The 13,875-nt window shown below is 53.3% G+C and carries 18 protein-coding genes and 1 pseudogene; 7 read left to right on the top strand and 12 right to left on the bottom strand.

Annotation, left to right across the window (positions count from 1 at the left end):
- Positions 1–260 precede the first annotated feature (260 nt).
- The 4 genes from glpK to GZ1_RS16140 all read right to left on the bottom strand — a co-directional run bounded on the left by glpK (position 261) and on the right by GZ1_RS16140 (position 3,672).
- Positions 261–1,751, bottom strand: coding sequence for a glycerol kinase GlpK (gene glpK, locus GZ1_RS16155; protein WP_060788881.1), 1,491 nt, complete (start codon positions 1,749–1,751; stop codon positions 261–263).
- A gap of 49 nt (positions 1,752–1,800) precedes the next feature.
- The gene (locus GZ1_RS16150) at positions 1,801–2,619 is read right to left on the bottom strand and encodes an MIP/aquaporin family protein (protein WP_060788880.1); all 819 of its coding nucleotides are present in this window, start codon (positions 2,617–2,619) and stop codon (positions 1,801–1,803) included.
- Positions 2,620–2,826: 207 nt separating this feature from the next.
- Positions 2,827–3,228: a sporulation protein gene (locus GZ1_RS16145; RefSeq protein ID WP_060788879.1), complete on the bottom strand. Its 402-nt coding sequence runs from the start codon at positions 3,226–3,228 to the stop codon at positions 2,827–2,829.
- A gap of 192 nt (positions 3,229–3,420) precedes the next feature.
- Positions 3,421–3,672 (bottom strand): hypothetical protein, encoded by a 252-nt coding sequence (locus GZ1_RS16140; RefSeq protein WP_033008855.1) that lies wholly within the window; start codon positions 3,670–3,672, stop codon positions 3,421–3,423.
- A 321-nt stretch (positions 3,673–3,993) separates the two neighbouring features.
- Between GZ1_RS16140 and cspD the strand changes: the two genes are divergently transcribed.
- Positions 3,994–4,194: a cold-shock protein CspD gene (gene cspD / locus GZ1_RS16135; protein ID WP_003251474.1), complete on the top strand. Its 201-nt coding sequence runs from the start codon at positions 3,994–3,996 to the stop codon at positions 4,192–4,194.
- Between the two features lie 130 nt (positions 4,195–4,324).
- Positions 4,325–4,594, top strand: a complete 270-nt coding sequence (locus tag GZ1_RS16130; protein ID WP_013145665.1) for a DUF2564 family protein — start codon at positions 4,325–4,327, stop codon at positions 4,592–4,594.
- Between the two features lie 280 nt (positions 4,595–4,874).
- Here the strand turns inward: GZ1_RS16130 and GZ1_RS16125 are convergent, their stop codons facing one another.
- Together GZ1_RS16125 and GZ1_RS16120 are read right to left on the bottom strand one after the other, a co-directional pair.
- Positions 4,875–5,090: a zinc-finger domain-containing protein gene (locus GZ1_RS16125; RefSeq protein WP_013145666.1), complete on the bottom strand. Its 216-nt coding sequence runs from the start codon at positions 5,088–5,090 to the stop codon at positions 4,875–4,877.
- A 6-nt stretch (positions 5,091–5,096) separates the two neighbouring features.
- Positions 5,097–5,762 (bottom strand): ribonuclease H family protein, encoded by a 666-nt coding sequence (locus tag GZ1_RS16120; RefSeq protein ID WP_015374482.1) that lies wholly within the window; start codon positions 5,760–5,762, stop codon positions 5,097–5,099.
- 232 nt (positions 5,763–5,994) lie between these two features.
- Between GZ1_RS16120 and GZ1_RS16115 the strand changes: the two genes are divergently transcribed.
- Positions 5,995–6,921 carry a DMT family transporter gene (locus tag GZ1_RS16115; RefSeq protein WP_015374481.1) on the top strand — a complete coding sequence of 309 codons (927 nt, stop codon included), beginning with the start codon at positions 5,995–5,997 and terminating at the stop codon, positions 6,919–6,921.
- A 102-nt stretch (positions 6,922–7,023) separates the two neighbouring features.
- The gene (gene sspL, locus GZ1_RS16110) at positions 7,024–7,161 is read left to right on the top strand and encodes a small, acid-soluble spore protein L (RefSeq protein ID WP_011230846.1); all 138 of its coding nucleotides are present in this window, start codon (positions 7,024–7,026) and stop codon (positions 7,159–7,161) included.
- 37 nt (positions 7,162–7,198) lie between these two features.
- Here the strand turns inward: sspL and acnA are convergent, their stop codons facing one another.
- A complete protein-coding gene (gene acnA / locus GZ1_RS16105) occupies positions 7,199–9,919 on the bottom strand; it encodes an aconitate hydratase AcnA (protein WP_013145670.1) in 2,721 nt (906 codons plus the stop codon).
- A 233-nt stretch (positions 9,920–10,152) separates the two neighbouring features.
- Between acnA and sspO the strand changes: the two genes are divergently transcribed.
- On the top strand, positions 10,153–10,302 hold the full coding sequence (gene sspO, locus GZ1_RS16100; protein WP_008879509.1) for a small acid-soluble spore protein SspO: 150 nt from the start codon (positions 10,153–10,155) through the stop codon (positions 10,300–10,302).
- 70 nt (positions 10,303–10,372) lie between these two features.
- Here the strand turns inward: sspO and GZ1_RS16095 are convergent, their stop codons facing one another.
- A complete protein-coding gene (locus GZ1_RS16095) occupies positions 10,373–10,633 on the bottom strand; it encodes a hypothetical protein (protein ID WP_015374479.1) in 261 nt (86 codons plus the stop codon).
- A 125-nt stretch (positions 10,634–10,758) separates the two neighbouring features.
- Here GZ1_RS16095 and GZ1_RS16090 point away from each other — a divergent pair, with 125 nt between their 5' ends.
- Positions 10,759–10,905: a small acid-soluble spore protein P gene (locus GZ1_RS16090; protein ID WP_011230843.1), complete on the top strand. Its 147-nt coding sequence runs from the start codon at positions 10,759–10,761 to the stop codon at positions 10,903–10,905.
- A 211-nt stretch (positions 10,906–11,116) separates the two neighbouring features.
- Here the strand turns inward: GZ1_RS16090 and GZ1_RS16085 are convergent.
- Both GZ1_RS16085 and GZ1_RS16080 read right to left on the bottom strand, forming a co-directional pair.
- Positions 11,117–11,236, bottom strand: a pseudogene (locus tag GZ1_RS16085) (PTS lactose/cellobiose transporter subunit IIA); the annotation flags it as partial.
- Between the two features lie 53 nt (positions 11,237–11,289).
- Positions 11,290–11,958, bottom strand: coding sequence for a cell wall hydrolase (locus GZ1_RS16080; protein ID WP_174520695.1), 669 nt, complete (start codon positions 11,956–11,958; stop codon positions 11,290–11,292).
- A 267-nt stretch (positions 11,959–12,225) separates the two neighbouring features.
- Here GZ1_RS16080 and GZ1_RS16075 point away from each other — a divergent pair, with 267 nt between their 5' ends.
- Positions 12,226–12,660 carry a DUF2621 domain-containing protein gene (locus GZ1_RS16075; protein WP_011230841.1) on the top strand — a complete coding sequence of 145 codons (435 nt, stop codon included), beginning with the start codon at positions 12,226–12,228 and terminating at the stop codon, positions 12,658–12,660.
- A gap of 189 nt (positions 12,661–12,849) precedes the next feature.
- Here the strand turns inward: GZ1_RS16075 and GZ1_RS16070 are convergent, their stop codons facing one another.
- The gene (locus GZ1_RS16070; protein ID WP_371198483.1) at positions 12,850–13,329 is read right to left on the bottom strand and encodes a CcdC family protein; all 480 of its coding nucleotides are present in this window, start codon (positions 13,327–13,329) and stop codon (positions 12,850–12,852) included.
- A 191-nt stretch (positions 13,330–13,520) separates the two neighbouring features.
- The coding region (locus GZ1_RS16065) for a response regulator (RefSeq protein WP_157074386.1) at positions 13,521–13,875 on the bottom strand (355 nt) is incomplete at its 5' end.

The raw sequence follows: 13,875 nt of genomic DNA, 5'->3' as shown, positions 1-13,875 counted from the left end.
TTACACGATATTTTTTGTATTTTCAACATTTTTTTAATTTCACCCTCGTTATATATGATTATTTAGAACATTATTTTGTTTTATCATATTGATGTTTCAAAGTCTCAGTTTTTTGTCTTGTTGAATGCGCATTCAGAAAAAATTCGCCTTTACTCGACAAACAGAGGAGGGCGATGCTGTTTCATTTTTTTCCGCCCCGTGACGTGCAAGCCAAAACACAAAAACGCAGATGCCCATGACGAGACATCTGCGTTTTTCCATCATTTAAACGACCGCGCCGCTTGCACCGCTTTTTTCCATCCTTCATAGAGAGCGGTACGCTTGGCGTCGTCCATCTTCGGTTCAAAGCGGCGATCCAGCTGCCATTGGGCGGCGATGTCATCCCGGCTGTTCCAATAGCCGACGGCCAATCCGGCCAAATACGCCGCGCCCAAGGCCGTCGTTTCATTCACGACCGGCCGTTCAACCGGAACGGCCAGCAAATCGCTCTGGAACTGCATGAGGAAGTTGTTTTTCACGGCCCCGCCGTCAACGCGCAGCGTCGTCAGCGAGATGCCGGAATCGGCTTCCATGGCGGCAAGCACATCTTTTGTCTGGTAGGCGAGCGATTCCAACGTCGCCCGGATGAAATGCTCTTTCGTCGTGCCGCGCGTGAGGCCAAACACCGCGCCTCGCACTTCGCTGTCCCAATACGGGGTGCCGAGCCCGACGAACGCCGGGACGACGTACACCCCGTCGGTCGACTCGACTTTTTCGGCGTACGCTTCGCTGTCCGCTGCGGTTTTGATCATCCGCAAGCCGTCGCGCAACCATTGAATGGCCGAACCGGCGACGAAGATGCTGCCTTCAAGGGCGTATTCGACCTTGCCGTCTATTCCCCAAGCGATCGTCGTGAGCAGCCCGTGTTTCGACGCGACCGCCTTTTCCCCGGTGTTCATGAGCATAAAGCAGCCGGTGCCGTACGTATTTTTCGCCATCCCTTCCGTAAAGCACGCCTGCCCGAACAAGGCCGCCTGCTGGTCGCCCGCGGCGCCTGCGATCGGCACCTCGACGCCAAAGAAGTGATAAGGGGCGGTTTTCGCGTACACTTCCGACGACGGCCGAACCTCAGGAAGCATCGCCTTCGGTACGCCTAGGATATCAAGCAGCTCGTCATCCCACGCAAGCGTATGAATGTTGAACATTAATGTGCGCGACGCGTTCGAGTAATCGGTTACATGGGCGCGGCCGCCAGACAGCTTCCAAATGAGCCACGTATCGATCGTGCCGAAAAGCAATTCGCCGCGCTCCGCCCGTTCGCGCGCTCCGTCGACATGATCCAAAATCCATTTCACTTTTGTCCCGGAAAAATAGGCGTCAATAAGCAAGCCGGTTTTTTTGCGAAACAACGGGTCATACCCTTTCGCCTTCAGTTCATCGCAAATATCGGCCGTCTGCCGCGACTGCCAGACGATGGCGTTGTAAATCGGGTTGCCGGTGTCTTTCTCCCACACCACCGTCGTCTCCCGCTGGTTCGTAATCCCGATCCCTGCCACTTGTTCCGGCTTCACTTGCGCCTCGGACAAGACGCTCGCGATGACGGCGAGCACCGAGCCCCAAATTTCGTTCGCGTTATGCTCGACCCAGCCGGGCTGCGGAAAATATTGCGTAAACTCTTTTTGAGCGATATGGACGATTTCGCCCTTTTGATTGAACAAAATCGCACGCGAGCTCGTTGTGCCTTGGTCGATGGCTAACATGTATTGATTCATAACCTTCTTCCCCCTTCTCCTTGATGAGCTTGCAATCCCCATATGCCAGCTACAGAGAACGGCGGCTTGTGGCGCTCACTGTCTTTCCGTTTGTCATCTTCGCCGCCGCCAAAACGGCTGCCGTTGCCGCCAGCACTCCCCATAATGCGCCTGACGATTTTCCCAAGAAAACAGCTTTATACACCAAACTGCCTAGCGCGCCGCCAAGCAGCGGCCCGACAATCGGCACCCATGCGTACGACCAGTTTGATGATCCTTTCCCTGGGATGGGCAGCAAAAAGTGGGCTAACCGAGGCCCAAAGTCGCGGGCCGGATTAATGGCGTATCCCGTCGTGCCGCCGAGCGACAGGCCGATCGCCACGATCAAAAAACCAACGACAAACGGATTAAGCCCATCGGCGAACTGGTTGGCGCCAATGGCCAAGATGGCCAACACCAACACAAACGTGCCGATGATCTCGCTAAGCAAGTTGGCAGCCGCATTCGGCACGGCCGGACCTGTCGCAAACACGCCAAGCTTGACGCCCGGGTCGTCCGTTTCTTTCCAATGCGGCCAATAGTGGAGGTAGACAATGACCGCTCCCATGACGGCCCCAAGCACTTGCGCCGCAATATAGCCCGGCACGTCTTTCCACGGAAAATCACCGGCGAGCGCCAACGCGACTGTCAGCGCTGGATTGAGATGGGCGCCGCTATACTGGCCGACAGCGTATACGGCCACGGCCACCGCCAACCCCCACCCCATCGTAATAACAATCCAGCCGGAGTTGGCCGCGTATGATTTTTTCAAGTTGACCCCGGCGCACACACCCGCGCCGAAAATGATGAGCAAGGCTGTGCCGATGAGCTCCCCTAAAAATGGCGACATTTGTTCTCTTCCCCCTTTTCTTCATTTCGTGATTTCTTCTCCCATTTCCTGTTTGTTCAGCCCCTCCGGAGGGTGAACCGTTGGGTGAAAAAGCAAAAACCCACACACTTCCCCGCCCATCAACGAGGAATATGTGTGGGTCTCCGCTTCTCCACCCCAACGTATTAACTTGCTTTTAGCATATCACCTGTTGAAAACGCTGTCAACCTATTTTTTCGGCAAAATTTGCACATAATCGAAGTCGAGCGTATCAACCGCGTCTTCGATATGAAGGCGGGTGATGAACCGATAAGACCGGCCAGGGCGCGATGGCGGCAACGTTTCCGGAATCGTGTAGGAAAACGGGATCTCCTTTTTCTCGCCCGGCTTGATCGAAAACGCTCCGGCCGCCGGAATGACGGCGACAAAGGCATCCAGTTCCTTGCCGTTTTCGATCGTTTTTTGCACGAGCTCGACATCAAGCCGCTCGATCCTTTGTTCCACCGTTCCGCCGTAAATGTGGACGATCCCTTGAATCACTTCTCCTTGGCGCCATAACGATTTATTTAAGATCAAGTCGACGTGCGCCGACCCGACTCCGACTTTTGACATCATTTTGCGAAGCAGCATCGTTGTCACCTCTTTCGCTATCTCTCGTTGTTTACATATACGAAAAAAACCGCGGCCCGTTTCAGCGCCGGAGCAAAAAATAAACAGACGCGCCTAGCGGCGGCGGCCTGTTTCCGGTTGAAACAGACGAACGCGGTTTTTTGTTACCGCTTACATTCGAGATTACTGCATTCTCTATCGATTGTCAATCGGTTATTCGTACACATTTTCGTTCTCGATAATGTAGTCGATCCGGATGACCGGGACGTCTTGTTGCTCGACTTCCGCGACAATCAAGCCGATGCGGTCGTTGTAAATGCAAAATGTGTCCTGCCCTTTGCGGAACGCCGATTCCCCGTACGAAAGCACCATGTTGTAAATTTTATTGTCGCTGAAATAGCGGCGGCTTACTCTGCTGCCCAGCCGGACGATCACTTCTTTTCCCGCGATTTTTCCGCGGTACATCCGCTCCTCCCCCTTTGCGTCGTTCCTATTCCAATGTATGGCTGTCGTTGCCCGTTCATGACTTTTTTCTCCCCGGACGGTCTGTTTTCCTTTGCTGAACAGCATTTTTTCAGCGGGGGACACTTTTTTTCGGAAATTTCCTTTCTTTTGCTTGACGCGGCAGCTCCGAATAGTGTATAGTAAAGTCATCACATAACAGAATATATTTCAGGCATTCATCATGAGGACGCACCTTGGTTGGCTGTGGAGTATATTTTGTTATTTGATAAAAATCTTGAGGTTAGCCAAGTTGGCTAAAGGTATTAGGAGGAATTCAGCATTATGCAACGTGGTAAAGTAAAATGGTTTAACAACGAAAAAGGTTACGGTTTCATCGAAGTGGAAGGCGGTTCCGACGTATTCGTCCACTTCACGGCGATCCAAGGTGAAGGGTTCAAAACGTTAGAAGAAGGCCAAGAAGTTTCGTTTGAAATCGTCCAAGGAAACCGCGGACCGCAAGCAGCGAACGTTGTCAAATTATAAGACTTCGTTGACATAGACGAGAGAACGGGAGCGGAAAGAAAGGCATCCTGCACCATCGCAGGATGCCTTTTTCATTTGATTGGCATAAATTTCACCAAACGGCAAACAATAAAGAAAGGGAGGTGTTCATATGGCCAGACGCGATGCCGACGTACATACGGGATACAACGATGTAAAGCAAGTGGAAATGTTCGTCGAAACGGCGGAGAAAATGGTCGGCCAGGCGACGATGCAACTCGACCCCGAGATGCTTCGCCACGCCGAACAAGCGGTGAAAAACGCCCGCGACCAACTTGCGCGCGCCCGCCAAGAAGCAACGGGCGTCGACGGTGATTTTCTCGCCCGTTGCGAACAAACATTGGCCCGCGCCGAACACCAGCTTCGCGAGGCGCAGCAATAACAGCAAAACGGAGCTTCGCTTGGCGAAGCTCTTTTTGCACCATCTATAAGGCGGAGGACAAACAGCGATTTCCTTTTGGAGTGAAAAGAAGAACAGCTTTTGAGGTTTCTCCATGTTAAAACGTATGTTCTGTCAATCACCGGCCTTCGCAGCGCATCCGCTTCCTCCGTTCAAACGCCAGAGCTTGCCTGGTCGCAGCCGGCACCGCCCCAGGCTCGCGAAAGCGCAGATTGGGGCTCCTATCGCCCGCACCAACCGCCTCTTAAAAAAAATTCCTTCATTACCGACGCGGACGCGGCGGCGCTGATAGAAGCATCTCCCCGTACTGCCGCATTTGTTCCCCGACCGTGCATTGCTGGATGCAAAACGATTGGGCGTACGTTTTGCCGTACTCTTTCCGGAACGTGCTTTTTAAAAAGCAGCCATCGCAGTACGTTTCCTCCAGCCAAGCGATTTGGTCCAATATTTCTTTGCGTCGGTTCCGCTTCTTTCCCATACGACCTTACCCTTTCCCTGTCAATTCCGTTCGGCTTGTGATGATCTGCCCTTCAAGCGCCTGGCGGGCGAGCGAATCCGCCTCTTTATTTTGTTTGCGCGAAATCGGCTCGTACGCCGGTTCGATGTGAAGTTCGCGCATTTTCGCTTCAATGCGGTCAAGCCAGATGTTGAAATCGTCCTCAAAACACGGCCAATCGCCGGACAGCTGCTTTAACACGACGTGGGAGTCGCCGCGGAACGTCACCGGCAAATGATGAACACCAAGTTCCTCGAGCAGCTGCATGACAAACCAAAACGCCGCATACTCTGCCTCGTTATTGGATTTGATTTCGCCGAGCCGGCGGTTGGCGCGCAACCGGTAGCGATGATCGTTTTGCTTATAGTATACGACCGCGCCGGCGCCGCCTTGGGACGTCTCATGGTCAAAGCCGCCGTCGAAATACACAACGATCTCATGCGGCTCGCCGGCGATCTCCTCAAGCAGCTTTTGCAGCTCTTTTTTTGACCACACCGTGCCGTTTCGATCGATGAACTCCACTGTTTTCGTCCGCCCGGTTTTTTCAAAATCATCCGCCAAAGCGAGCGCCTTTTTGGCATCGACCCAATCGGAGACAAGAAACGCCTCTTGTTTTTTCGGCGTGATATACGTCCAGTGGATTTGTACGTCCAACGCATTGTCACCCTTCCGCGTGGCGATGATCGGAGCTGGTTTTTATTTTACCACACTTGCGCCCTTGTTCATTACCTAATATTATGCGCAAATTCTTCTTGTATCAACCATTTTGCCGCAGGCGCCCATCTTTTTTCCAAAATATCTATCTTTTTCGGCCTACTTGTGGTACACTAGCGGCTAGCACCCAAAATGAGATGGGGCGCAAGCATATGAAGAGGGAGGATTCGAATTGAAGCGTCAAACCATAGCCGATCTGAGTCTGCTCATGGTGACGTTCGTCTGGGGGGCGACGTTCGTCGTCGTCCAAAATGCCATTTCGTTTTTGGAGCCGTTGTCGTTTAACGCCGTTCGCTTCAGTTTGGCCGGCTTGTTGCTTCTCACCTGGATCGCTGCCGCTTCCCGCCCACTCTTCGGCCAGTTGTCATGGCGAGTCATCGGCGCTGGAGCGTGGATGGGGCTATGGCTGTTTTGTGGCTACGCATTCCAAACGATCGGACTGTTGTATACCACTTCCTCGAAAGCCGGCTTTATTACCGGACTGAGCGTTGTGCTCGTTCCATTGTTTTCCTTTTTGATTTTAAAGCAAAAACCGTCTGTGAATGCGGTCGTTGGAGCGGCACTTGCCGCGTTCGGCCTGTATTGGCTGACAGGGGGAGCGGAGCTGTCGTTCAATCAGGGCGATTTCTTTGTCTTTCTTTGTGCTGTTTCCTTTGCCATGCACATTATCGTCACCGGCCGCTATTCCTCTCAGCATTCGACGATGCTGTTGACCATGGTGCAAATTTTTACCGTCGGCATCCTCTGTTTCTTCTTTGCCTTTTGGTTTGAAGACGCCGCGCAAATGTGGAATATGGCGGTGCTCCGCCGTCCGGAAGTATGGGGGGCGCTCGCTGTGACATCGTTGTTGGCGACGACCGCGGCGTTTCTCATCCAAACGGCGGTGCAAAAATATACGACTCCCGCCCATGTCGCGCTGATTTTCGCCATGGAGCCGGTGTTCGCCGCTTTGACCGCCTACCTTTGGGCTGGAGAGCGGCTGTCGCCATCGGCCTGGCTTGGCGGCGCTGCGATTTTGGCCGGCATGATTTTCGCCGAACTGCCAAGCATGCGCCTCTGGGGCAGACGGTGGCGGGAAAAGCGGAACATCCCATCGTAGCCGCAACGATTGCTCTTAGCGAAAAACAGTGAAGCTTTCCTCCTTTGCTTATATTTTGACCAAGAGCGGCCATACTATCCGTAAAGAGCGGAGGTGAGAGCAATGACCAAAAACGGCGGCCGAAACCGCGGCACGAAGGCGCCGGGCGTCAACCCGCAAGGCTTTGGCCAAGACGGAACGTTCACCCCGGATCCAAAAAGCAAGCTTGAGAACGCAGCGAAAAAGCTCAACACAAAATAAAAGCAGGCTTCCCGATATGGGAGCCTGCTTTTTGTCGTTATTGTTTCACTTTCGCCAATTTTTCGCGCAACACCATTTGCAAAATGCCGCCGTGGCGATAGTAGTCGATTTCGACTTCACTGTCAAAGCGGACGATGACCTCAAATTCTTTCTTCTCACCCGTATCCGGGTTCGTCGCCGTCACTTTGACGAGATCGCGCGGTTTGACGTTTTCATCGATGTGAATGTCGAACACTTCTTTACCCGTCAAGCCGAGCGTCTCCGCATTTTCGCCTTCTTTGAATTGCAGCGGCAGGACGCCCATCAAAACGAGGTTCGAGCGGTGGATGCGCTCAAAGCTTTCGGCGATGACCGTTTTAATGCCGAGCAAGAACGTCCCTTTCGCCGCCCAGTCGCGCGAGCTGCCCATGCCGTAGTCTTTGCCGGCGATGACGACAAGCCCAGTGCCGTCTTGTTTGTATCTCATGCACGCATCGTACATCGACATCACTTCGCCGGTCGGCCAGTACGTCGTATAGCCGCCTTCCGTGCCCGGCGCGATTTGGTTGCGGATGCGGATGTTGGCGAACGTGCCGCGCATCATCACTTCATGGTTGCCGCGCCGCGAACCGTACGAGTTGAAATCTTTCGGCTCGACGCCTTTCGAGATCAAGTATTGGCCTGCCGGCGTGTTTTTGCCGATCGACCCAGCTGGCGAAATATGGTCAGTCGTGACCGAATCGCCGAACTTGCCGACGACGCGCAAGCCGGTGAGAGGTTCGACTTTGCGCACTTCCGGCGACAAGCCTTCAAAGAACGGCGGATTTTGAATGTACGTCGAGTTTTCATCCCATTGGTACAGCGGCTCATCCGTCGTTTCGATGGCGTTCCAGCGCGGATTGCCGTCGAACACGCGCTCATATTCTTTGCGGAACAGTTCCGGATCGACCGCTTGCTTGACGACATTCTTCACTTCTTCCATCGACGGCCAAATGTCGCGGAAATAGACGTCGTTGCCGTCTTTGTCTTTGCCAATCGGCTCGTTAAGCAAGTCAATGTCGACCGTGCCGGCGAGCGCATAGGCGACAACAAGCGGCGGCGATGCCAAATAGTTGCCTTTGACAAGCGGGTGGATGCGGCCTTCAAAGTTCCGGTTGCCGGACAGGACGCTTGTCACGAGCAGATCGCTTTCCGCGAGCGCTTTTTCGAGCTCCGGCGCAAGCGGACCTGAGTTGCCGATGCATGTCGTGCAGCCGTAGCCGACAATGTTGAAACCGAGCTGCTCAAGATACGGCAACAAGCCCGAATCGCGCAAATAGCCGGTGACGACTTTCGAGCCCGGCGCGAGCGACGTTTTCACGTATTTCGGCACTTGCAAGCCTTTTTCGACCGCTTTTTTCGCCACTAAACCAGCGGCGACAAGCACGTACGGGTTCGACGTGTTCGTACAGCTTGTGATGGCCGCGATGACGACAGCGCCCGTTTTCAATTTCACTTGTTCGCCGTTCAGCTCGACCGTAATTTCCCGCTCCAAGTCCGCTTCCGTCAAGCCAAAGCCTTGGTTGCCTTGCGGCGCTTTCACCGCGTCGCGGAACGACTGTTTCATTTTCGAGAGCGGGATCAAGTCTTGCGGCCGTTTCGGGCCAGACAAGTTCGTTTCAATTTCCGACAAGTTGATTTCCACCACATCCGTAAACACCGGCTCCGGTGCATCCGGCGTGTAGAACAAACCGTTCGCTTTGCAATACGCTTCGACGACTTGAACGTGATGTTCGTCGCGGCCGGTCAAGCGCAAATAGTCAAGCGCTTCAGCGTCGACCGGGAAGAAGCCGCACGTTGCCCCGTATTCCGGCGCCATGTTGGCAATCGTCGCCCGGTCGGCAAGCGGCAAAGTCGCTACTCCTGGTCCGAAAAATTCAACGAATTTGCCGACGACGCCTTTTTTCCGGAGCACTTGCGTCACCTTAAGCGCCAAGTCCGTGGCCGTCGCTCCGTCCGGCAGCTTGCCTGTCAGGCGGACGCCGATGACTTCCGGCACCGGGAAGTACGACGGTTGGCCGAGCATGCCGGCTTCCGCTTCAATGCCGCCGACCCCCCAACCGAGGACGCCGAGGCCGTTGATCATCGTCGTATGCGAGTCCGTGCCGACAAGCGTATCCGGGAACGCTTCGTACTCGCCGTTTTCCCCTTCGACCGCGTGAACGACGCTGGCCAAATATTCCAAGTTCACTTGGTGGACGATCCCCGTTGCCGGCGGAACGGCACGATAGTTGTTAAACGCTTTTTGCGCCCATTTCAAAAACTTGTACCGTTCGGCGTTCCGTTTGAATTCCAAATCCATGTTGTACTCCAGCGCATCGTCTGACCCGTAGCGGTCGACTTGCACCGAGTGGTCGATAACGAGATCGACCGGAATTTCCGGGTTGATTTCGTACGGGTCGCCGCCTAGATCCGCCATCGCTTTGCGCATCGAAGCCAAATCGACGACGGCCGGCACGCCGGTGAAGTCTTGCAAAATGACGCGCGACGGCTTAAACGGCACGTCGATGTCTTTCATTTCCGGCGTTCCCCATTTCGCCAAGTTTTCGACGTGCTCTTTCGTGATGACGCGCCCGTCGACTTGGCGAAGCACCGATTCAAGCAATACTTTGATCGAGTACGGCAGGCGGCTCACCTGGCCGATGCCCGCTTCTTCAAGCGCTTGCAAACGGTAGTAGTTGTACGTTTTGCCGTTTACAACAAACGAAGAGCGGGCGTTGAACACATCTTGTTTCGCCATATGTATAACCCCCTTCACTTCACAATAATACTATACTATTTTTTCGCACAAAAGTCGAAAAAATAGCATGAATTCTCCCAATCCCCATAAAGTTCGGCACGACTTTATCTTATTATAGAACAGCACAAGTTGTAAATAATGATTTCCAATGTCTCGCCATATTACTTCCTTACCGCGGCAAAAGAGGAATAAGGCGCCCGTTTCGTCGCAAACTAGAAGCGGAGGTGAAACGAATGGCAAAGCGAAAAGCAAACCACGTGATCCCTGGCATGAACGCCGCCAAAGCGCAAGGAATGGGAGCCGGCTACAATGAAGAGTTTTCCAATGAACCACTGACAGAAGCCCAGCGCCAAAACAACAAAAAACGAAAAAAGAACCAATAGCATGGCGGCCATTCCGCCATCCCGGACTGCCATAGCATGCAAAAAGGGAATGACCGCCGCCGGCATTCCCTTACTCATTCTCATTGACTTCGTCAACGATCGCCTGCAAATCGCTGCGGAATTTCTCAAGCTGCATGCGCTGCGTTTCCGAGGCGACTTCAAGCGCGTTTTCAATTTGTGCAAACGCTTCGTTCACTTCCTGCCGCAAATGGGCTAACTGATGGCCGTAATCGGCTTGATCGCGGACGAGATGGTCATGCCACTCTTTTGCCTCCATCGTCGCCTTTTGCGCCGCCTGAAACGCGTCTTGCTTCGTTTTATGATAAACCATGGCTCGTTCCTCCTTCGCAGTCATCGCGGTCATCCACTACTTATCGTTTCAAACCGGGCGCAAATTATGCGCCGAATAAGCGAAAGCACAACGCCGCATGCTAACGGACAAAGGAGGGACAACAAATGACGAACAAAAACGACGGCAAAGATATGCGCAAAAACGCCCCAAAAGGCGACAATCCTGGGCAGCCGGAGCCGCTTGACGGTTCGAAAAAAGTGAAGAACCGCAATCACACGCGGCAAAAGCACAACACAAGCCACGATATGTGACGAAAACAAGCGGAGTTTCCTTATCTCCGTTTAGCCGCGCCCGGCGGCAGCCGGGCGGGCTGAACGGCTGGTGTCATTATGTTTACATAATAAAATTATTGTAAAATCAACAAAGCGGGCGGTCGCTAGAACAGCCCGTTGCCGCCCGCCTTGGGTTCATTCCCGTTGAAGCGAATCATCCTCACCCGGTCAACAAGCCGGCCGACGGCGATTATGATTCGGCTGTTTGCCGCTTGAGCGCTTCATACAGCTCCACGAATTCAGCGGCTAAGTCCTTGACCGTGATCGCCGTCATGAAATGATCTTGGGCATGCACCACAAGAATCGTCACCACCGGCTGCCGCTATGCACAAAACAAAAGAACGAGGCCTTATTCGACCCCGTTCATCTCGTGAAGACATGGTGCCCGATGCGAATCGTCACCGGACGCGACAACATCCATTTGTCTTTTGTGATTTTCGGATTGTAGAAATAAAGCGAGCCGCGGCGATCGTTTGGGAATAAGGCCAGCGCCTTGTCGACCGCCTCGTAATCCTGCTTGGTCGGCTGAATGCGGGTCAATTTCCCCGTTTTGGCTGGTACAAACGCATAGCCGGATTTCGTTTTTTGATAAATGACGCCGCGCACCGTCTTTGGAAACTCCGGATGCTTTGTGCGGTTTAAAACCACAAGCGCCACTTCCACCTTGCCGACCAACGGCTCGCTCGAACCGGTCTCCGCTTGCACAAGCTGGGCGAGAAGCTTCCGGTCAGCGGCGCTTAATGAGATCGATTTCTTCTTTGCCGGCGCCGAAGCCGATCGCTTCGCCGCAGCCGGCACTTTCAGCCTTTCTCCGGCATAAATGGCATCGCTTTTTAAGTGATTTAACAACTTTAACGAAGCAACCGTAGTATGATATTGTTTGGCGATCTTCGACAACGTATCGCCTTTTTTCACTTGATAGTATGTATACGAGCCAGCCGCTTCCGCCGACAGCCCATGAGAGCTTAACGCCATACAGCAAGTGATCGCGAGCGCTGCAATCGTCTTTTTCACTCTGCGCATCCCCCTCATCGTTGCCTTTTGGCTTTTTTCTGTTTACTAGATTAGCAGGCAAAGAAGGGAACGTCACTGTATATCTTTTCCATACAAAGCGGCCGGCGGCTTTCCATCCATTGGCGCTGTATGGCGGGACAAGCTTTTTTACAGTTGCATTACAGTTGCGTTACACTTCGTAACAAGCCGCCGTTTGAAACTTGCCAAACAGCAAGCTTTTCGACATAATAGTAGACGAATCTTGCCTATGGCAAAACAGTTGATCATCATGTTGGGGTGGGGATCGTGCTGACCGGATGGTTTCTTTGGTTTATTTTGCTTTGGGTCGTCTTTTTGCTTGTCATGATGTCGATCGGCGGCTTTTTCATGTTCCGCAAGTTTTTGAAGCGGCTGCCGAAAGAAGATGGAAAATCGGAGCTCGACTGGCAGGAATATTACATTGAACAGACGCGCCATTTATGGGGGGAAGAAGAAAAAGCGCTGCTTGAGGAATTGGTTCGCCCTGTGCCGGAATTGTTCCGCGACGTCGCGCGGCAAAAGATCGCCGGCAAAATCGGCGAGCTTGCGCTCAAGGAGCAGGCGCCGCGCATCACACGCGACTTGCTCATCCGCGGGTATATTATCGCGACGCCAAAGCGCGACCATAAGTTTTTGATCCGGACATTGCAGGCGAAGAACATCGATCTCGCCCCTTATAAACATTTATTGGAAAGCCGCTGACGTTCAGCCTTTCGTCTAAGGCTGACCGGCGGCTTTCGTCTGTTTCAGCATGAAAAAAGCGGCCCAAACAAGCAGCTTTTTCGGCCGGAACCGACGACTTCAGCTCCGTCTGCGGGACAATTCCAGGGAAGCGAAGTGAAGTGGCTTGGCGCAACAAAAAAGGGAGCTGTCCATCAGCGGGACAGCTCTTTATGTCAGCACTGGCGGTTTCAGCTGCGCCGCCAGCTTTCTATACGAAACGTACATCGCAATCCGCCATGGGACGATCATCGAAAACGCGAGCAAATAAAACATGCCGCTTAACTGGCGGTAGTCGATCGTTCGTCCTAAATACGTTTTCAAGCCAAGACGAATGACAATCAACCCGAGCAAAATCCAAATAAAGGATTTTGAGCGTTTCAAATAAATCTCATTGCCGCGGATTTCAAATTTCGACGTTTTAATGAGAAACAGCGAGAAAAACAGGCCGAGAATGACCGCCTCGATCAGTTCCCCGCGCGTAACGCGAAAGACCGGATCGATGAACATCAGCGCTCCGGTGCTCATAAACAGCGGTGGCAAAATAATTTTTTTGGCATTCGTCGGCTTTTCCGACGCCTTCATGCGCACAAAAAAGATGAAAAACGCCATCACAACGGCGATGAGCGATGTAACAAGCGCCAAAGCCATCACCTTCTTCCGACAAAATTCACGAACAACGCCATTATAGCAAAAAGCACTTCGCTTGCCTATCGTGCTCTAAAGCCGCCTCCGGCCAACATCGCGCCAGCGCCCCTCCTCTTCCTTGCCATGAGAAGCGCCCCCAGCTGTCTTCGGTCATAAGCCGGCGCCTTCCTATGCCGTACGGAGCCGAAGCCCGCTTACAAAAGACGGGCAATCGCCTCGAGCACGCGGGTTTCTTCAAACGGCTTGACGATGAAGTCGGCCGCTCCGGCTTCAATGGCCTCAACGACCATACGCTGCTGCCCGAGCGCCGAGCAGATGATGATTTTCGCCCCGGGATCGATCTCCCTAATCGCCCGCACCGCTTCAATCCCATTCATGACCGGCATCGTAATGTCCATGATGACAAGATCGGGGCGCAGCCGGCGATACAGCTCGACCGCCTCTTTGCCGTTTTCCGCCTCACCGGCTACGGTGTGATCCGTTTTTTCCAATATGCGCGCCAGCGTTACCCGCATAAACTTCGCATCGTCAGCAATTAAAATGGCAGCC

The sequence above is a fragment of the Geobacillus zalihae NBRC 101842 genome (assembly GCF_001544135.1).
In the GTDB taxonomy this organism is placed as follows: domain Bacteria; phylum Bacillota; class Bacilli; order Bacillales; family Anoxybacillaceae; genus Geobacillus; species Geobacillus zalihae.
The sequence above is the reverse complement of the archived record's forward strand: the minus strand, read 5'-3'. Positions and strand labels throughout refer to the sequence as shown.

Coding starts and splice junctions, on each gene's coding strand:
- glpK (WP_060788881.1), bottom strand. CDS start 1,751: ATGAATCAATACATGTTAGCCATCGACCAAGGCACAACGAGCTCGCGT.
- GZ1_RS16150 (WP_060788880.1), bottom strand. CDS start 2,619: ATGTCGCCATTTTTAGGGGAGCTCATCGGCACAGCCTTGCTCATCATT.
- GZ1_RS16145 (WP_060788879.1), bottom strand. CDS start 3,228: ATGCTGCTTCGCAAAATGATGTCAAAAGTCGGAGTCGGGTCGGCGCAC.
- GZ1_RS16140 (WP_033008855.1), bottom strand. CDS start 3,672: ATGTACCGCGGAAAAATCGCGGGAAAAGAAGTGATCGTCCGGCTGGGC.
- cspD (WP_003251474.1), top strand. CDS start 3,994: ATGCAACGTGGTAAAGTAAAATGGTTTAACAACGAAAAAGGTTACGGT.
- GZ1_RS16130 (WP_013145665.1), top strand. CDS start 4,325: ATGGCCAGACGCGATGCCGACGTACATACGGGATACAACGATGTAAAG.
- GZ1_RS16125 (WP_013145666.1), bottom strand. CDS start 5,090: ATGGGAAAGAAGCGGAACCGACGCAAAGAAATATTGGACCAAATCGCT.
- sspL (WP_011230846.1), top strand. CDS start 7,024: ATGACCAAAAACGGCGGCCGAAACCGCGGCACGAAGGCGCCGGGCGTC.
- acnA (WP_013145670.1), bottom strand. CDS start 9,919: ATGGCGAAACAAGATGTGTTCAACGCCCGCTCTTCGTTTGTTGTAAAC.
- sspO (WP_008879509.1), top strand. CDS start 10,153: ATGGCAAAGCGAAAAGCAAACCACGTGATCCCTGGCATGAACGCCGCC.
- GZ1_RS16095 (WP_015374479.1), bottom strand. CDS start 10,633: ATGGTTTATCATAAAACGAAGCAAGACGCGTTTCAGGCGGCGCAAAAG.
- GZ1_RS16090 (WP_011230843.1), top strand. CDS start 10,759: ATGACGAACAAAAACGACGGCAAAGATATGCGCAAAAACGCCCCAAAA.
- GZ1_RS16080 (WP_174520695.1), bottom strand. CDS start 11,958: ATGAGGGGGATGCGCAGAGTGAAAAAGACGATTGCAGCGCTCGCGATC.
- GZ1_RS16070 (WP_371198483.1), bottom strand. CDS start 13,329: ATGGCTTTGGCGCTTGTTACATCGCTCATCGCCGTTGTGATGGCGTTT.